The sequence below is a fragment of the Marinobacter vulgaris genome, assembly GCF_003344045.1.
In the GTDB taxonomy this organism is placed as follows: Bacteria; Pseudomonadota; Gammaproteobacteria; order Pseudomonadales; family Oleiphilaceae; genus Marinobacter; species Marinobacter vulgaris.
This window is the reverse complement of sequence record NZ_QFWX01000003.1, coordinates 633,026-650,374: the sequence shown is the minus strand read 5'-3', so window position 1 is coordinate 650,374 and position 17,349 is coordinate 633,026. Positions and strand designations below refer to the sequence as shown.

15 protein-coding genes and 1 other RNA gene are annotated in these 17,349 nt (G+C 59.2%); 10 read left to right on the top strand and 6 right to left on the bottom strand.

The genetic code is table 11. The features are described from left to right. Window positions 1–38 precede the first annotated feature (38 nt). The 6 genes from DIT71_RS09175 to DIT71_RS09150 all read right to left on the bottom strand — a co-directional run bounded on the left by DIT71_RS09175 (window position 39) and on the right by DIT71_RS09150 (window position 9,127). The gene (locus tag DIT71_RS09175; protein ID WP_114612879.1) at window positions 39–2,741 is read right to left on the bottom strand and encodes a tetratricopeptide repeat protein; all 2,703 of its coding nucleotides are present in this window, start codon (window positions 2,739–2,741) and stop codon (window positions 39–41) included. A 51-nt stretch (window positions 2,742–2,792) separates the two neighbouring features. Further along, window positions 2,793–4,166, bottom strand: a complete 1,374-nt coding sequence (gene prsR, locus DIT71_RS09170; protein WP_114612878.1) for a PEP-CTERM-box response regulator transcription factor — start codon at window positions 4,164–4,166, stop codon at window positions 2,793–2,795. A 120-nt stretch (window positions 4,167–4,286) separates the two neighbouring features. Next, a complete protein-coding gene (gene prsK, locus DIT71_RS09165) occupies window positions 4,287–6,425 on the bottom strand; it encodes an XrtA/PEP-CTERM system histidine kinase PrsK (protein WP_114612877.1) in 2,139 nt (712 codons plus the stop codon). A gap of 29 nt (window positions 6,426–6,454) precedes the next feature. Continuing rightward, on the bottom strand, window positions 6,455–7,402 hold the full coding sequence (locus DIT71_RS09160; RefSeq protein WP_114612876.1) for an SDR family oxidoreductase: 948 nt from the start codon (window positions 7,400–7,402) through the stop codon (window positions 6,455–6,457). Beyond that, window positions 7,402–8,217: a lysophospholipid acyltransferase family protein gene (locus DIT71_RS09155; RefSeq protein WP_114612875.1), complete on the bottom strand. Its 816-nt coding sequence runs from the start codon at window positions 8,215–8,217 to the stop codon at window positions 7,402–7,404. The genes DIT71_RS09160 and DIT71_RS09155 overlap by 1 nt, the downstream gene beginning before the upstream one ends. Before the next feature lie 16 nt (window positions 8,218–8,233). Beyond that, window positions 8,234–9,127, bottom strand: coding sequence for a D-hexose-6-phosphate mutarotase (locus DIT71_RS09150; protein ID WP_227538023.1), 894 nt, complete (start codon window positions 9,125–9,127; stop codon window positions 8,234–8,236). 143 nt (window positions 9,128–9,270) lie between these two features. On the opposite strand from DIT71_RS09150, the gene DIT71_RS09145 reads away from it, so the two are divergent. The 10 genes from DIT71_RS09145 (at window position 9,271) to DIT71_RS09100 (ending at window position 17,320) form a co-directional block, all read left to right on the top strand. Further along, window positions 9,271–9,951 carry a 2OG-Fe(II) oxygenase gene (locus tag DIT71_RS09145; RefSeq protein WP_114612874.1) on the top strand — a complete coding sequence of 227 codons (681 nt, stop codon included), beginning with the start codon at window positions 9,271–9,273 and terminating at the stop codon, window positions 9,949–9,951. 105 nt (window positions 9,952–10,056) lie between these two features. Then, window positions 10,057–10,153: signal recognition particle sRNA small type (gene ffs, locus DIT71_RS09140), an RNA gene on the top strand. 145 nt (window positions 10,154–10,298) lie between these two features. Continuing rightward, a complete protein-coding gene (gene dnaX / locus DIT71_RS09135) occupies window positions 10,299–12,158 on the top strand; it encodes a DNA polymerase III subunit gamma/tau (RefSeq protein WP_114612873.1) in 1,860 nt (619 codons plus the stop codon). A 33-nt stretch (window positions 12,159–12,191) separates the two neighbouring features. Further along, on the top strand, window positions 12,192–12,515 hold the full coding sequence (locus DIT71_RS09130) for a YbaB/EbfC family nucleoid-associated protein (RefSeq protein ID WP_114612872.1): 324 nt from the start codon (window positions 12,192–12,194) through the stop codon (window positions 12,513–12,515). Between the two features lie 12 nt (window positions 12,516–12,527). Further along, window positions 12,528–13,130, top strand: a complete 603-nt coding sequence (recR, locus tag DIT71_RS09125) for a recombination mediator RecR (protein ID WP_114612871.1) — start codon at window positions 12,528–12,530, stop codon at window positions 13,128–13,130. Between the two features lie 18 nt (window positions 13,131–13,148). Beyond that, window positions 13,149–14,294 (top strand): ribonuclease D, encoded by a 1,146-nt coding sequence (gene rnd, locus DIT71_RS09120; RefSeq protein ID WP_114612870.1) that lies wholly within the window; start codon window positions 13,149–13,151, stop codon window positions 14,292–14,294. Beyond that, a complete protein-coding gene (locus tag DIT71_RS09115) occupies window positions 14,294–14,587 on the top strand; it encodes a YcgL domain-containing protein (RefSeq protein WP_114612932.1) in 294 nt (97 codons plus the stop codon). Before rnd ends, DIT71_RS09115 begins: the two co-directional genes overlap by 1 nt. Then, complete coding sequence (locus DIT71_RS09110) at window positions 14,584–15,030, top strand: YcgN family cysteine cluster protein (protein ID WP_114612869.1); 447 nt, start codon at window positions 14,584–14,586, stop codon at window positions 15,028–15,030. The genes DIT71_RS09115 and DIT71_RS09110 overlap by 4 nt, the downstream gene beginning before the upstream one ends. Continuing rightward, window positions 15,030–15,374 carry a hypothetical protein gene (locus DIT71_RS09105; protein WP_114612868.1) on the top strand — a complete coding sequence of 115 codons (345 nt, stop codon included), beginning with the start codon at window positions 15,030–15,032 and terminating at the stop codon, window positions 15,372–15,374. The genes DIT71_RS09110 and DIT71_RS09105 overlap by 1 nt, the downstream gene beginning before the upstream one ends. Beyond that, window positions 15,374–17,320: a VWA domain-containing protein gene (locus DIT71_RS09100; protein ID WP_114612867.1), complete on the top strand. Its 1,947-nt coding sequence runs from the start codon at window positions 15,374–15,376 to the stop codon at window positions 17,318–17,320. The genes DIT71_RS09105 and DIT71_RS09100 overlap by 1 nt, the downstream gene beginning before the upstream one ends. The last annotated feature ends 29 nt before the right edge of the window (window positions 17,321–17,349 follow it).

Here is a 17,349-nt window from a genome sequence, read left to right as displayed (position 1 = left end):
GGGGGGGGGCAGTTAGTCAACTGTTTTGTAAAGACCTCCTATCCTCGGTCCGCAAATTTCTCAAGTACCCGTTTTGCATCTGCGTCGCGACCATTGGCCCGATAGGCCTCTGCAAGGTGTAATGCAATCTCCTCTGAATCGGGTTGCAGCTCGTGGGCTTTTTCCAGCACCGGCAGGCTTTGTTCTGTCTGCCCTGCCTTTAACAGGATCCAGCCGTAGGTATCGGCAATGGCCGCGTTTTCAGAGTTAAGTTCATAGGCTTGCCTCGCCAGTTCCATGGCGCGGTCATCGCCTTGTTGGTGATAAATCCAGGCCAGGTTGTTAAGTGCGACTACGTTTTGGGGGGTTATCTCAAGCAGCTCCTCGTAAGGAGGTATCGCCTTTTCAGGCGCCTCATTTTGTTGATGCAGCATCGCCAGGTTCATAAGAATCTGTGGGTTACGCGGGAATGACTGGCGAGCGTTTTCAAGGGATTCAACAGCTGTTCCGAGCTGTCCGGATCGGGACAGAGCGCGGGCATGAGCAATTGCAAGCTCGACGGATTGTTCCAGTTCAAGGGCCAGCTGATAGAGCTCGGCCGCTTCCTGAAACTCACCCTGTCTCTCGAAATAGCGGGCTTCGATACGGAACGGGGCGGCGGACTCGGGGTGCTGCTGTTTGACGTCTCTCAGAATGTCGCGGGCCTCTTTGGCTTCTCCTTGGCTGAACTGGATGGCAGCGGCCTGGAGGCCGATCTCCTCGTTGTCCGGGAACAGTATGCGACCTCTGCGGAGCACATCGGCGGCCTGATCCAAGCGCTCCCGCTGGACTAATTGACTGGCAATCCCATGATAGACAGAGGCGACTGCGGATTCAGCCGGGGCCGGGTCGGACTCATCTTCACGCTCCAGCAGGCTGGCTGTTAGCTCATCAGCCCGTTGGCTGTTACCGTTGATTAGCGCTGATTCCAGCAATATAAGCCTTGGTCCGTATGCCTCAGGGGTTTGCTCCAGGATTCGTTCCATTAGCGCTGCCAGTTCTTCACGGGGCATTACTGAAGAAATCCCCTGCAGCGCCTGGCTGTTGTCGGGAGATAATTCGACAGCTCGACGGTAATACTCTTTTGCCTGGTCTGTTTCATTGAATAATCGTGCAAGATTGCCAAGGGCGTTAAGCCCGGCGGGATTCTCGCTATCCGCCTCTACGGCCCTCTGATAATACTGTCTGGCCTCTTCGATATTCTCGGCATTCGCAGCGACATTGCCGCGAGTAATGAGTGCAGCAACGCTATCGGGTTGCTCGTTTACCCATTCGGATGCTGCCCTGATTGCGGCATCGTTATCATTGGCGGAGATGTGGGCCTGAACTGTCAGCAACCGTGCACGTTCTGATTCCGGATCGTTCTCCAGTACCCGACTGGCCTGCTTGAGGGCTTTGTCGGTTTGACCGGTACGCACCAGATACGTCGCATATCTCAGCCGCAGGGTATTATTGTCAGGTGCAAGATCGAGAGATTTTTCAATAAACTGCTCACCGCTTTCGGTATCGCCACTGACCAGGGAGGCAATGCCCACCAGAGCCAGGGTTTCGGGATCTGAATCCTGGTCTTCCAGGTTGGCAAGAACCTCTCTTGCGCCTTCCGGGTTACGCATCTGAAGACGGGTAGCGGCAAGCAGTTTTCTTGCCTGTTCTGAGTCCTCCATGTTCGCAACCGGGGCCAAAAGGGCCTCCGCTTCCTCTGGCCGACCCTGGCGATAGCGGATGATGCCCAGCATCAGTGCGGCTTGCTCCTGGCTGGGTGCCTGAGCCAGTACTTCCTCAAGATAGCGTGCTGCGTCATTTAGCTCGCCGTTGTTGAAAGCTTCTTGAGCGGCGATCAGGTTACTCCTGATGGTGCCCGGTGCTGATCTGGCGAGAATTTCCTCGTAGACAAAGGCTTCAGAGGATTTGCCCTGTTCCCGCAGGACATCTATCAGCGCTGACATGGTGCCAAACTTCTGGTAGGTCATTACGTCATACTGGCCGATGGTTTCCAGTGCGTTGACGTAGGCCTGCTCTGCATTCTCCCATTCGCCGGCGTCGTGGGCGAGTCTGGCCTTCCATAGCCAGAGCTCCACGTTATCCGGGTTCAGCTCTTCGGCTTGTGCAACGTATTCCTCACTCTGCTCAGGATTGTTCTGGCGATAAGCAACTTTTGACAGGCCAATCAGCGGCTCAGGCTTATCTGAATTGATGTCTCGGGCGGCGGAGTAAGCCTCTTCGGCGGCATCGAATTGGCCTGACGCAAAGTGTATATCTCCCTTGATCAGGGCGACTTCGAGCTGTTGAACGCGGTCGGGGTCTTCCACCGCCTCAAGGGCGGCCAGGGCTTCCTCGTACTCCTGCTGCATCAGTTTGGCTTGTGCGCGGATCAGGGCCGCTTCGTTGAGGTTCTGCTGGCTTATGGACTCTTCGTCAATCTCTGAGAGCAGTTGATCCAGCTGACGTTCAGCATTGCGGGCGTCACCGGCGGTAAGCAGGTTATTAATGATGACGAGGTAGGGTTCGATGCGATCGGGCTGCATTTCAATCGCACTTCGTGCTTCCAGCGTACTGGCCTTGAGCTCACCCTGGCGCTGGAAAAAGCGCGACTGGTCCAGGTGGCTTATGTACTGGATCTCTTCCTGGCTCATTTCTTCGCTGTTGCCGCCACTGCAACCGGCGACGGTAAGTGAAATGGCAACTGAAAGAAGGGTGGCACGTACTGCTGATACTGGTTTCATGGCCCTGTTCCTTTCCTTTTTGGCTATTTTTATGGATTCCCTGCCTGCTGCTCAGGCACTTGACGATTCAGCTGATGTCTCTATCCGGTACTTGTCGGTCAGGTTGTAAAGCGTTGGCCGGGTAATACCCAGCAGCCGCGAAGCCTGTGCCATGTTAAAGCCGCAGGACTGAAGTGCCTGTATGATCGCTGCCCGCTCAGCGTTTTCCCGCACTTGCCGCAGGTTGAGCTGGCTCTCGGTGCCTTCGTCGTCGCAGTTGAGCTCCAGGTCTGCAGCCGTCACCCGCTTGCCGTCCGCCATAATGGTGGCCCGCTTCACCTTGTTGATCATTTCCCGCACGTTGCCGGGCCAGGGGTGGTTCTTGATGGCTTTGATGGCGTCTTCGGTAAAGGCGAGGTTGGGGCGGTCCATCTGTTTGCCCAGGGATTTGAGCAATGACTGGGCAATGACCAGGGAATCGCCCTCCCGGTCCCGCAGGGCAGGTACATCCAGGGTGATTTCACTGATGCGATAATAGAGATCTTCGCGGAAGGTGCCCTGGGTGATGAGCTCCTGTACGTCACGGTGGGTGGCGCACACCACCCGCACGTCCACCGGTACCGGTTTCACGGAGCCGACCCGGTCTACCACCCGTTCCTGCAGAAAACGCAGCAGCTTGGCCTGCAGGGCCATGGGCATGTCGCCGATCTCATCCAGAAACAGGGTGCCGCCGTTGGCATTTTCGATCTTGCCTTTCTTGCTCTGGGTGGCGCCGGTGAAGGAGCCTTTTTCAAAGCCGAACAGCTCGCTTTCCAGGAGGTTCTCGGGAATGGCGGCGCAGTTGATGGCGGCAAAGGGTTTGTCTGCCCGGTGGCCCAGGTCGTGGAGCGCGCGCGCCAGCAACTCCTTGCCGGTGCCTGTCTCGCCGGTGATCAGGGTGGTGACGTCCGTGGGCGCGACTTTTTCCAGTGTGCGGCAGATGGCAAGCATCTGCGGACTGGCGGCGACAATGCCCTTGATGGTGGTACCGTTGCGGTGGCGCGCCAGTTCACGGTTGTCCCGTTCCAGCTCTGCCAGCCGGAACGCGCGGTTGACCACGAATGTGAGAATGTCGGCATCCAGTGGCTTCTGGTAGAAGTCGCTGGCGCCCATGCCAATGGCTTTGACCGCGTTTTCCTTGTCCTCCCGGCCAGTCACCACGATGATTTTGGTCATCGGGGATAGTCGCAGGATGTCCTCAAGCAGCTGAAAACCTTCCGATGCGCCGCCTGGGTCCGGCGGCAGGCCCAGGTCCAGCGTGATCACATCCGGCTCTATTCGTCGCAGGGCCGCCAGAGCGGACTCCCGGTCCGCGGCAACGGTTACTTCCAGATCCTCGCTGAAACACCAGCGCATTTGGCTCTGCAGGCCAGGATCGTCCTCTACGATTAAAAGTCGTTTACTCACAACGGCTACAAATCCTTTTCCGTATTGTGATGGTCTTGCGGTGAATCCTCTCACCCCTGATTCTTAACCGAAGATTGACGCTTTGCAATGATAGTCTTCGGTGAATTTCATTTTCGTCATTTATTTGGCATTGTGCTGTGGCGCCGGGTGGTCGGTCATGAGGCCTTTCGGCCCGGATTCAGCCGGCGCCTGTTTTTGTTCCGTTCTGGCAAGCGGGAAGCGTATCGAGAAGCAGGAGCCCAGATTGGGTTCACTGGTTACATCGATGTTGCCACCCACGTTACGCACATATTCCCGCGCCTGATAGGCTCCGATGCCCATGCCGGTCAGCCCCTTGGTGCTCTCAAACGGCTTGAACAGCTGGCCATGGATAAAATCTTCCGTCATACCGGAGCCGGTGTCCTGGATGAACAGCACCACATTGCCCTTGGCGGTTTTCAGGGTGAGGGTGACTTCTCCATCCGGCGGGGTGGCGTCCTGTGCGTTCTGTATCAGGTGGCCGAGGATGCTGCAGAGCTGTTCCCGGTCGGCCTTGATGTAGATCTTGCCGGTGTCGCCGGCCACTTTGGGGACGGGCTGGCGGCGCGAGTAGTGTTCCGCCAGGTTGGTGACCACCTCGCCCAGCTCCACCACTTCGGTGACCAGGGTTTCGTCCGCCGGCCGGCGGATGTGGTCCACCAGGTTGGACATCTTGCGCACGGCGTGGTCGGTGGTGTTGATCATGTCGTCAATAAAGGCCGGGTTTCCCCGGTGCCTGGGGGCGTTTTTGACCAGCAGCGACAGCTGCGCAATCAGCGTTTTCAGGTCATGGACCATAAAGGCCGAGGCCTTGCTGACCGCTTCGAACTGCATGGCGCGGGAGAGCCGGTTCTGCGCGTCTGCCTGGGCCAGCAGGTTACAGGTCTGCCGGGCTACAACCTTGATCAGGTCGAAGTTTTCCCAGTTCAGCTCCACCCGGGCATAGGGGTTTCCGATCATGGCGATGCCGTAAAGCTCGTTACCGAGATACAGGGGGATGACCAGCCAGCCGTCGGGGATTTTCGAGATGGAGTCGGGGATTTCCAGAAGGTTGTAGCTGACCGGGTCACTCTCGTACTCGTGAAGGTCAATAATCCATTCCCGTTCGCCGAAAAACCGGACCAGCTCCGAGTTGGCATCGATGGTGGTGTATTTGGGGGCGACCAGGTTGACGGCAGTTTTCAGCATAAAGTCCCCGCGATCCTCCCGAATCCACAGGGCCCCGGCGTTGCTTTCCACCAGGCTGGTGAGAATGCGGATCACCCGCTCCGGCAAGGGCGGGTTATCACTGAGATCCGCCATTTCACGGGTCATTTTCAGCCATTCTTCCCGGTAATCGTATTTGTAGTCGAAGAAGTTCTGGCCAATGAACACCATGAGCCGGGCCCTGACCCGCCGGGAGGTCAGCAATGTGGTCAGAAACACCAGGGCAACGGTGAGGAAGAGTACCTGCAGGGCTTCGCCCCAGTCGCCGCCGAGGGTCTTGACGTAGTACCCACCCAGCGCCAGGAATAGCAGGTAGGCGCCGGCCAGCAGCAGGGTGCCGGCGTGGAATACGGCGGACCGGGATAGCTGGAAGTCCACCGGCTGTTTGCGGGTATTGATGACGTTGACGGCAAACAGGGGCACCAGCGCGGCGTTGACCAGGCCGCGAGCGTTCCAGAAAGACTCCGACACCTGGCCGAACAGCAGGGCGTCGGCGTACATGAAAAAGTCGAAGGCGAACAGGGTGGCCACCGCGATGCAGACGTACTTCATGCTGGAGCGGCCAAATGACAGCGAGTTGCGCCAGATCTGCTCCACCAGTGATAACCCGAGCAGGGAAACGGCGATCTGGCCCACCACTTTGGTTTTGCCGTCAAGAATGGTGAGCCCGAAGGCGTATTCCAGGGCGGCGGAGCCTAGCAGCAGGATCACCAGGGTGATGGTGGCGGTTGCCAGGATTCGGCGCAGGCTGCCCACCAGATTGGCGGTGCGGAAGGAATCCCGTAACAGCGCGAAAAGTACGGTGATCCAAGCGGCATCCCGCAGCAACTCCAGCAGGTAGCGGATGAAAAACCCGGGCTCCCCCCACAGGCTCTGGGCAACCAGCGATCCTGTCCAGATAATGGTGACCACAGACGCCAGGAACAGCGTTCGGTCGGTATCCCGGCGCAGATATCGGGTGGCAATAAGCAGCGCGAGCAGGCCATAGGCGATGGCTGCCGCGGAATGGCTGATCAGGCTGAAATCATTCAACATGGCTCGCGTCCTGCGTTAGGCGCCATTGTTTACACCGGTTTTTTGTTCTCGCGGTAAAACCGGAATATTTCTTTCAGCGGCCGCCGGGGGGTGAACTCGAACTCCCGGGCGAATGCTCTGCCGTCAATGACGACAGGATACTTGAAAAACGCCATCAAATACGAAGGAAAACTTCGCAGCTTCAGGGTGCCCAATATCATTTTGGGCAGTACCGGCGGGATGGACGGTATCGGTATGGGCTTGCAACCACAGAGCTTGAGCGCATGTTGATAGGCGACCCAGTCTTCCGGGGCAACATTGAATACGCCGCGCTTTGGTTTGTTGTAGGCCAGCACGATGGCGTCGGCCATATCGTCGATATGAATGAACTGCATGATCGGTGAGAAACCCGCCAGTACCGGTGCCCGCTCCATGCCGAGCAGGGTGCTGATGGAATTGCGCACGCCCGGTCCGACGATGTTACAGGGACGCAGGATGGAAATGTTCAGATCCGGGTAACGCCACAGGTAGATGTTGGCGAGATTTTCCAGCTCCACGGAATCGATCAGGTCTGCGCTCAGGCCCGCGCTTTTCAGGGGGGCCTCCTCGTCGATCAGTGCCGGGTTGTAGGCAACGGCGCCGTAGACATGGAACGTGGATAACACCACGATCCGTTTTATTCCGTACTTGTGGCTCAGGTCCAGCAGTTTCTGGGTGCCCAGCACGTTGGCGTTGTAGCGACGCATGCGGGTGAGCTGGCTGGACATGATGCGGCCGAGGTGGATGACGCCATCGAATTTGTACCGCCGGAACAGGTCCTCGAAGGAACGCTTGTTGAAGTCGATGCAGTAGCTGGGGATGTCATCGCCCAGGTAAACCTGATCGCGGAAATCCACCGCGACCAGGTCACAGGTTTCCCGCAACCGGTCGATCACCTGTTGTGCCAGGGCACCGGCGGCGCCGGTGACAAGAATGTGAGGTCTGCGTTGTTCATCCATCAGAACAGCCTTTTTCTTTCGCTGAGCCCGGTATCAATCAGTTCGCTGATTGCCGCTTTTACCTGTTCCACCCGCTCGGTGACCTGTTCTTCGGGGATTTCCAGATCGTCGAACATCATCGGGTCACCGAAGTTCAGGTGAACCTTGGCAGGCAGCACAACCGGCAGAGCCACGGGGGCGTAGGGCACGCCCAGCAGGTTCGCCAGTGGCTTGATGTTGGCGATGGCGGGAATGGTTTCCTCGCAGCCAACCACGCCCACGGGAACAATGGGGGCCTTGTACTTCATGGCCAGGTGCATGAAGCCGTTGCCAAACCGTTTGAGCTGGTAGCGGTCCTTGTACAGCTTGCCGGAGCCGCGAATACCTTCCGGAAATACGATGACCGCCTCGCCGTTGGCCAGCATCTTGGCGCAGTTGGTGGGGTCGCCGAGCACGGCTCCGCACTCGTTCAGCAGGTTGCCAAGGTAGGGCACGGTGGGAAAGAAACGTTCGATCATGGCTCTGGGAATGCGGGGGTTCTCCTCGCGTGTTGCCAAGGCATAGCCGATCAGCAACCCGTCCATGGGCAATTGCCCGCTGTGGTTGGCGACAATCAGCACGGGCCCTTCGGCCGGTATCTTCTCCACGCCGGTGGCCTCGACCCGAAAATACTTTTCATAGAGCTGGCGGGTAAGGCCCAGGCCGTATTTCATCACCTCGTTGTTATAGCCCCAGGGATCATACCCGAGCGTGCCTATCGGTTTGCGGATACGATCGACATGGCTGTCCAGCTCAGCCGGTATCAGCCTGGATTTCAGAAACGATGCTAGACCCATGTGGGCTCCCTGAGTTTCAAATGCTTTCAATCATAACGCCGAGGGTGTGGCTTTGACCTTCATTCAACACCCGGTAATCGCCGAGGGCATTGGCCGTTTCCACACACAGCATGGACTGCCAGGCCTCATCGGGGAAATCCGACAACCGGGCTGCCTTGTCGGCCCCCGGGTTCCAGACCACGGTGGAGTCGCTGCCAATGGCGGTCAGTTTCCGGTTTCCGGTCGGAGTCGTGATGATCAGCGGGGCTCCGCTCTCGTAGATGCGGTCGGTTTCCCCTTCAAACCGCACGGCGCCGCGCTGGGTGCGGTAGCTCCAGTCTTGCAGGGCATCCACGTAGCCGCAGTCGTCCAGCCCTTCGATCCGGGTGTGGTGGATATCCGCCGTGGGCAGGTAGCTGTGAAGTGCCTGGCTGAATGCAATGGGGGCTGACCCCAGGCTGGTGGTGCTCAGTACCGCCTGGCATCCGTCGGCGGAAAAGTTGAAGGTCATCAGAAGAAGCGCACGCCCGTCCCAGGCGTCGGCGAAATCGGTGTTTGCATCCAGGGACAGGCTGATTTCCACTTCCTGGGCGGTCTCGCGCACATCCTCAAGCGTCCAGAGGGCAGTGCGGGCAAAGCCGTGGGAGGCGTCGGTTTTTATGCGGCGGCGAACTTCCGGAGGGTTCCTGTCGGGAACACCAAACCAGGGCCAGCAAACCGGAATACCACCGCGAATGGCATGGCCCGGCTCAAAACGTGCGGTGTCGCTGAGCCATAGCCAGTCAGACTCATCCCGGGGAGCAAAGGAGGTCAGGTGGGCGCCCTGCAGAAACAGGCGGGCGCGAAATTGGGGATGGTGTACTTCTATGGCTTCCAGTTGCCCGATGGTTGCCCAGCGGGTAAATGACCAGTGCCCGGGTTTCAGTGTCACTTGCTGCCTCGTTACTGCTTTTTATTGTGGCTGAACGATTGCGGACCGGTGTTACGGCATTTGCTTACGATCAGAGTAAATTAAAACTGTCTTTACGGCGAGAAACCGGCATAAAATCGCCCGATCCCGCCGGAGACTGTTCAATGATTAACCAGATTGTTTCGCCCGTTTTTCCGGAATACTTGCCAGAGCCCCTTGTCAGTGATCAGTGGCTTGATGAGCTTGCCGATGGTCTGACTGAGCACGGCTGGATGAGCCAGGATGTGTCCGTTCGCCTTGGGGCGGATTTGTTGGCAGGGCTGCACAACGAAGTGCAGATACTGGACCGCTCGGCGGCGCTTCGAAAAGCCGGTGTCGGCCGGGGCGCGGACCTGCTTCGGGACCGGTCCGTTCGCCGTGACAAGATTGCCTGGCTGCAGGGCGAAACACCGGTCCAGGCGGAACTGTCTGCTTTTTTCGAATCCGTCCGGCTTGGGTTGAATCAGCGCCTTTTCCTGGGCCTCAAGCGATTCGAAGCCCATTACGCGACCTATCATGCAGGGGATTTTTACCGTCGCCATGTGGATAGCTTCCAGGGCCGGGCTTCCCGGGTTGTCAGTCTGGTGCTGTACCTGAACGACGGGTGGGACCAGTCCGACGGTGGTGCGCTTCAAATCTACAATCGTGAGAACGAGAATGAGGTGTGCGGCACGGTGCTGCCTCTGGCAGGGCGGATGGCACTGTTTATGAGCGAGGAAATTCCCCACGAGGTCCTGCCGGCCAATCGCACCCGTTACAGCATCGCCTGCTGGTTTCGTTGTGATGAGGTGCCATTGCCGTTGTAGGTCGTTTTGGCATCGTCGTGGCTTTGGGATTGTAGTGCCTGGGCCCTTTTGCTAATATGCGCGCCGCTTCAGGGGATTTCGCCGTGAAGCCCGTTATGGTGGCCCCATTGGTGCCTCCGCAACGATAAACCGTGAACCCGGTCAGGCCCGGAAGGGAGCAGCCGAAGCGGTGGACTTGTGTGCCGGAGTGTCGCTGGTGGGGCCACCCCCAGATTTCTCTTCTGATTTCCTCCAGAAATACCCTTTTCAATACCTCGTTTATCCTCTGCGGATCCTCCGTCATCGACTTCTTCTGACCTCACGACCGTGCTATGGTTGAACCTATTTTTCACGGCAGTTGGCAGAACATGAGCTACCAGGTACTTGCCCGTAAGTGGCGCCCCCGGACATTCGAAGATATGGTCGGCCAGGAGCATGTGCTCCAGGCGTTGATCCATGCCCTGGACAACCAGCGGCTGCACCACGCCTATCTGTTTACCGGTACCCGGGGTGTGGGCAAGACCACCATTGGCCGCCTGCTGGCCCGTTGCCTGAACTGCGAAACCGGGGTGACCGCCACGCCCTGTGGCACCTGCTCCAGTTGCCGGGAAATTCAGGAAGGGCGGTTTGTCGACCTGATTGAAATCGACGCCGCCTCCCGTACCGGTGTGGACGACATGCGGGAGCTGACGGATAACGTCCAGTACTCGCCCTCCCGTGGCCGCTTCAAGGTGTACCTCATCGACGAGGTGCACATGCTCACCAATCAGTCTTTCAACGCCTTTCTGAAAACCCTGGAAGAGCCCCCGGAACACGTCAAATTCCTGCTCGCCACCACGGACCCCCAGAAGCTGCCGGTCACGGTGCTGTCCCGCTGTCTGCAGTTCAATCTCAAGCGGATGACGCCGGAGCATATTGCCGGGCATCTGCGGTACGTTCTGACCGAGGAAGGCATTCCTTTCGAGGAGCCGGCCCTGTGGCTGCTGGCCCGTGCCGCCGATGGCAGCATGCGCGACGCCCTCAGTCTGACGGACCAGGCTATTGCCTTCGGTAACCAGAAGCTGTCTGCCAGCGACGTCAGTAACATGCTGGGCACCATTGACCAGAGGGATATCGAAAAACTGGTCAATGCGCTGGTCGAAAACGACGGCCCGGCGCTGCTCTCTGAAATCAGCCGTGTCTCCGACTTTGCGCCGGACTACAGCGTGATCCTGGCGGACCTTCTGTCGTTGTTCCATCGCGTGACCATGGAGCAGGTGGTCCTGGGCAGTGTCGATAATGCCCTTGGGGATGCGGCCCAGGTGGAATCACTGGCGCGCCGGCTGAGTGCAGAAGATGCACAGCTGTTCTACCAGGCCGCGCTGATGGGCCGTAAAGATCTGGCGGTCACACCGGATGCGCGCATGGGGTTTGAAATGACACTGTTGCGCATGCTGGCGTTCCGCCCGGGTGCTGATCGCAGGGAGCCGCCGGCAATTGCCTCCGGTGGGGCCTCTGCCGGACAGGAATCACGGGAAGACCCCGAGCCTGGCCCTGCGGCGCCTGAGCCTCAGGCCCAACAGCCAGAGCACCGGCACTCCGAACCTGTGGCCGAGCAGTCTGCGCCCGAAGAACCGGCCGTGCCGGAACGCGCTGAACCCGAACATCCAGTGCAGGAAGAGGTTGCACCACCAACCGTCGAGTATGAACAGGATTCCGGCCCGCCACCGGTGGAGGCCGACGACGCCTGGCTGGCAAGCCTTGATGCGGCTGCAGAGTCGGCGGCTGTTGAACCCGACTTGGTAGAGGAGCCTGCTTCTGAGTCGGTCGCCGAACAGCCTCCTGTTGCTCAGGCTGAAACGCCGGCCGACACCGAGGCGTTTTCCTGGGAGCGGGATTTTCGCAGTCTCGGCATTGCCGGCATGCCGGGCAATCTGGCGAGTAATGCCGCCATGAGCCGTACTGGCAATGACATCGTACTGACCATCGATGAAGGCCATGCCCGCCTGCTGAACGCCCGCCATGAAGAAAAGATCCTGGAGGCATTGAGGAATCGGTTCGGCGACACCATAACCCTGCGTGTGGAGCAGGGCGATGCTGGCGGCAGGACACCGGCGGCCTGGGAAGAACGCCGTCGACTGGCGCGCCAGAAGGCCGCGGAAGAGGCCATTCGCAGTGATCCGGCGGTAAAGTCTATCGTTGAACGATTCGAGGCAAGGGTAGTCGAAGACAGTATCCGCCCCGTGTGAGGCACTCTCAAGCCAATTCTGAAGAAGGTGAACATGATGAATAATATGGGCGACCTGATGAAAAAGGCCCAGCAGATGCAGGAAGACATGAAGAAGGCCCAGGAAGAGGCCGCCAAGGCCGAGATTACCGGCGAGTCCGGAGCGGGCCTGGTCAAGGTGACCATGAATGGTCGCCACGATGTGCGAAAGGTGGACATCGATCCGTCTCTGCTGAGCGAAGACAAGGAAATCCTCGAGGACCTGCTGGCGGCGGCTATCAACGACGCCGTGCGCCGTGTCGAGGAAAACCAGAAAGACGCAATGTCGGGCATGATGTCCGGCATGGGCATGCCCCCGGGCTTCAAAATGCCGTTCTGATGAGGATTGCTGATGGCTTTTAGTCCGTTGGTGGACGAGCTGGTGGAATCACTGCGCTGTCTGCCTGGTGTCGGTCAGAAAACGGCTCAGCGAATGGCATTTCACCTGCTGGAACGGGGGCGTTCCGGTGGCTCGCGGCTGTCTGATGCGCTGGAGCGGGCCATGACCGGCGTGCGCCGCTGCGAAAGCTGCCAGAACTTTGCCGATACGCCCACCTGCAATATCTGCGAGAATCCGGAGCGCCGTAACGGTACCCTGTGCGTGGTGGAAAGCCCGTCGGACCTGCTGGCCATCGAGCAGGCGGGCGATTACCGTGGCAGTTATTTTGTGCTGATGGGGCACCTGTCGCCGATTGACGGCGTGGGCCCTGAAGAGATCGGCATCGAACGGCTGCTCAGGCGAATCCATCAAGAAGGCGTGACCGAACTGATCCTGGCCACCAATCCCACTGTGGAGGGTGAAGCCACGGCTCACTATATTGCTGACAGGCTGGATGGCAGCAATATTCTTATTACCCGCCTTGCCCATGGCATTCCCGTGGGTGGCGAGCTGGGTTACGTGGATGGCTTCACCCTCACTCATGCCTTCCGTGGCCGCAAACCCCTGACTGACTGAACCTGACCGGGCTTTTTTATGGACGCTATCAACCCGGCCGCACCTGTTGCTGCGGCACCCGAGACTGTTTCCTGGATTCGGGAGCCTGAGGAGCTGGATCGTTGGATTGCCGAGGGCAAAGGCGAGCCGCTGGCGCTGGATACTGAATTCGAGCGGGTGGATACCTTCTACCCGATCCCCGGTCTCGTTCAGTTGGGACTGGGAGACCGTTTCTGCCTGGTAGACCCTCAGGTTGCCGAGGCTTCCGAGGGTTTCCGCCGGATCCTGGCCAACCCCAACGTTCCCAAGCTGCTCTATGCCATGAGCGAAGACCTTGAGTTGTTCCGCCACTGGTTGCAACTGGAGCCGCAGGGACTCGTTGATCTGCAGATCGGGGCCGCTCTGGCCGGCGCAGGGTTCTCCGTTGGCTACGCCCGCCTGGTGGAAACCCTGTTCGGGGAGACTCTCGATAAATCCGCCACCCGCTCCGACTGGGTCTCGCGCCCGCTCTCCGAAGCCCAGGAACGTTACGCCCTGGACGACGTGCGTTTTCTGGTGCCGATGTACCACTGGGTAATGGCGCGGTTGCGGGAGCGGGGACTGGAGGACGCCGTTGGTGAGGAGTCGACACGCTTCTCCCGGGAGCTTGCGGCCCAGGATGACCCGGACAATCACTATCTCAAGCTGCGGGGCGGGTGGACGTTGAGCCGTCAACAGCAGGGGGTACTGAGGGATCTGGTGCGTTGGCGCGAGCAGGAAGCAAAGCGTCGCGACCGACCCAGAGGCCGTGTTGTAGCGGACCCGTTGTTGATCGCCATTGCCCAGAACCTGCCCGGATCCGTGCGGGAACTCTCGTCGGTGCAGGGTGTTCCCCCTGCGGTGGTGCGCCGTTATGGTGATAAAATCGTCGAGATGGTTGCGGATGCCGCCTCTGCGGATAACTCCGGCATTGAGACCATCGCTCCGCCACTGAACCGGGAGCAGCAGATGTTTTACAAACAGCTCAAGCGCCTGATGGTTGAGGCAGCTGAGGCCCGGGATATCCCGGTTGAGCTGCTGGCCCCGCGGAAACGGCTGGAGGCGGTGGTGCAGCAGCGGGATCTTTCCGCCGGGCTGTTTGACCAAGGCTGGCGGCACGAAACCCTGGTGCCGGTACGGGAACGAATTGAGGAATTACTGACATGATGAATGGGAAAACCTTTGTATCGGTGTTTCGCAGCAGTAAAAAAGTCGACACCTATCTTTACGTTCGCCGCGGCCAGGTCTGGGATGATTTGCCGGAGAGCTTGAGGTCGATCTTTGGTAACCCTATCCATGCCATGGACCTGATCATGACACCGGAGCGCAAACTGGCGCGAACCACCGGCCAGCAGGTACTGGACGCCATCGTCGACAAGGATTTCTTCCTGCAGATGCCGGAGGAGGTCAGTGGCCATGTGGTGGACTTCCGGCGCAAACCGGAGCAGCACCGGGAATGATTGCAGAGATTCCCTTCTGGCAGCGCAAGCGCCTGGACGAGATGACGCCCGCGGAATGGGAATCCCTCTGTGATGGCTGCGGTAAATGCTGCCTGGCCAAACTGGAAGACGAAGACACCGGTGAGGTTTACTACACCGATCTGGTGTGTCGCTACATGGACCAGAACAGCTGCCAGTGTACGGTCTACAGCGAGCGCCTGCAGAAAGTGCCGGCTTGCACGGTGCTGACACCGGAGACTCTTGGCGATTACCACTGGCTGCCATTTACCTGTGCGTATCGTACACTGGCCGAGCGCCGCCCCCTGGCGGACTGGCACCCGTTGCGCTCGGGCGACCCGCAAACCGTGCATGAGGCCGGCGTGTCGGTTCGTCACCGGGTGATGTCGGAAGCCGACGTTGCAGAGCAGGACTGGGAAGAACACATTATTCACTGGATCATTTAATGATAGACGCAGAAACCAACCTCGCTTACGGAATTTTCTGGGCTCTCTACGCAGTTGCCTTTGTGATTTTCTTCTACATGATGGGGCGACTGTTCCGCATCATTCCGGTTTACGCCATCCGCACACTGCTCCAGGCAGCCCTGGTGGTGATCTTTCTGACACCGGTGGAATCTGCCGAAGTGGCCAACTGGTACATGCCGGCGTGGTTGCATGGCGGCTATGAAACCATTCTGGGTGACGCCAACGAGGCCGGCCGGGCCTTTCTGAACTTCGGCATCGCCTCCGCGGTCATGCTGCTGGTGTGGATGCTCGACCTGGTCAGATACCGGCTGGTCAAGCGCTGATGCAAAGGCTCCTGAACTGTCTGTTTGTTGTTGTTTTCAGTCTGCCTCTCGCCGTGAATGCCCAACAGGCATCTCCACAGAACACGCCCGTTCTGGAGCTGCCGGACACGGCTGATATCCGCATTATCGTGGACATTTCCGGCTCCATGAAGGCCAATGACCCTGACAATCTGCGCCAGCCCGCGGTGCGGCTGCTGGCGCGGATGCTGCCTGAGGGGGCCAGTGCCGGGGTGTGGACCTTCGGGCAGTATGTGAACATGCTGGTTCCCCATGCCGAGGTGACCGATGGCTGGCGGGATCAGGCCGTCGAGCGATCCGCGCAGATCAACTCCGTGGCCTTGCGTACCAATCTCGGTGAGGCCCTGCGGGTGGCCAGTGACCGCTACCTGGCCGGCAGCGAGGACCTGAGCAATACCGACTTTATCCTGCTGACCGACGGCAAGGTGGATATATCCGATAGCACCAGTGCCAATGAGGCGGAGCGGGAAGAGATTCTCGGCCCCCTGCTGGAACAGCTTCGCACTCGTGGCGCCACCATCCATACCGTTGCGCTGTCCGAGGAAGCGGACCTGGCGCTGCTGGAGACGCTCGCAGCAGAAACCGGCGGCAGTTATTCCTTGGCATCCTCAGCGGAGGCTCTGACCCGCGCATTCCTGAGGGCACTGAACACCGCCGTTCCCCAGCAGCAGATTCCCATCGAAGGCGACGGCTTCACGGTGGACGACGGCGTTGAGGAATTCACCGCACTGATTTTTCGCGCCGATGAGGAGCCTGCGGCCACGCGGGAGCTCGGTCTGGTCAGCCCCGACGGAGAGGAAGCCACGGCCGGGTCCACGCCCGGAAATATGCGCTGGGCGCGGGAGACCGAGTATGACCTGATCACCGTTACCGACCCGGCGGCCGGGAAATGGCAGATCAACGGTGAGCTGGGTGAGGGCAGCCGGGTGACGGTTGTCAGTGACCTGCGAATGGTCGTCAGCCCGGTACCGCCAACCTTTACTGCGGATGAGCCGGTGGCCATCCGCGTGGCGTTTTTCGAGGGCGAGGAAAAAATCGACAACGCGGATTTTCTCGGCGTCATTGATGTCAGGCTTACGCTGACCTCGGACGATGGCCGCAGCGGCACCAAGACGCTATCCGGCGATACGCCGCCTGAGGACGGCGTGTATACCGATGATATAGCCCGGTTGCCGGATGAGGGCGAATACGAGCTTGATATCGTCGCCGATGGCCAGACGTTTTCACGAAGCTTAAATGCCGTGACCCGTTTTGTGGTGCCCGAGGGTGAGGGATCCACTGGTGCGGCCGCGCCTGTTGAGCCTGAACCGGAAGCTGCGCCAGAACCCGAACCAGAGCCAAAAACAGAACCTGATCCAGAGCCGGATTCAGAACCCGCTGTGCCAGAGCAAGTAGATGCCGACAGCGGCCCGATTGATATCAGCCAGGTTGAAGAGCCTGCCGGCGACCCCGTCACTGACAAAGAGGAATCTGGCGGACTGCCGCTTTGGATAATGGCAACGGCCGGCGGACTCGGGGTGCTGGTGATTGCCGGCGCCGTGTTCCTGATCGCGCGTCGGAAAAAGTCCGGCGCCGATGAAGAGGCGCCAATGGATGAAGAGCCGCCACTGGTCGTGCCTGAAGAGCAGGGAGTGGGTGAGCCGGAGGCTGAGGAGGACATTCCCGTGGCCGAACCGGAACCCGAGACCGACAAAGAACCGGAACCTGAGGCCGAGCCAGAAGAGGAAGTGGCAGAGGACGATATCCCGATTGCAGATGTCACGGTGGAAGAGCCCGAGCCGGAGAGCGATGATGCCCTTCCGGAAGATGATGACGACGAATTCGGTCTTGAGGATTTCGACCTGTCCGAATTTGACGATCTGCCGGATACCGACGATGAAAAAGGGCTGCTTGACGAGGAAGACGAGCCGGGGGACCGGAAAAAGTAACGGGCTCCCGGTAACGGACTCTTATCAAG

Excerpts from the sequence above, each read along its gene's own strand:
- DIT71_RS09175 (WP_114612879.1), bottom strand. The coding sequence starts at position 2,741 with ATGAAACCAGTATCAGCAGTACGTGCCACCCTTCTTTCAGTTGCCATT.
- prsK (WP_114612877.1), bottom strand. The coding sequence starts at position 6,425 with ATGTTGAATGATTTCAGCCTGATCAGCCATTCCGCGGCAGCCATCGCC.
- DIT71_RS09160 (WP_114612876.1), bottom strand. The coding sequence starts at position 7,402 with ATGGATGAACAACGCAGACCTCACATTCTTGTCACCGGCGCCGCCGGT.
- DIT71_RS09155 (WP_114612875.1), bottom strand. The coding sequence starts at position 8,217 with ATGGGTCTAGCATCGTTTCTGAAATCCAGGCTGATACCGGCTGAGCTG.
- DIT71_RS09145 (WP_114612874.1), top strand. The coding sequence starts at position 9,271 with ATGATTAACCAGATTGTTTCGCCCGTTTTTCCGGAATACTTGCCAGAG.
- dnaX (WP_114612873.1), top strand. The coding sequence starts at position 10,299 with ATGAGCTACCAGGTACTTGCCCGTAAGTGGCGCCCCCGGACATTCGAA.
- DIT71_RS09130 (WP_114612872.1), top strand. The coding sequence starts at position 12,192 with ATGATGAATAATATGGGCGACCTGATGAAAAAGGCCCAGCAGATGCAG.
- recR (WP_114612871.1), top strand. The coding sequence starts at position 12,528 with ATGGCTTTTAGTCCGTTGGTGGACGAGCTGGTGGAATCACTGCGCTGT.
- rnd (WP_114612870.1), top strand. The coding sequence starts at position 13,149 with ATGGACGCTATCAACCCGGCCGCACCTGTTGCTGCGGCACCCGAGACT.
- DIT71_RS09115 (WP_114612932.1), top strand. The coding sequence starts at position 14,294 with ATGAATGGGAAAACCTTTGTATCGGTGTTTCGCAGCAGTAAAAAAGTC.
- DIT71_RS09110 (WP_114612869.1), top strand. The coding sequence starts at position 14,584 with ATGATTGCAGAGATTCCCTTCTGGCAGCGCAAGCGCCTGGACGAGATG.
- DIT71_RS09105 (WP_114612868.1), top strand. The coding sequence starts at position 15,030 with ATGATAGACGCAGAAACCAACCTCGCTTACGGAATTTTCTGGGCTCTC.
- DIT71_RS09100 (WP_114612867.1), top strand. The coding sequence starts at position 15,374 with ATGCAAAGGCTCCTGAACTGTCTGTTTGTTGTTGTTTTCAGTCTGCCT.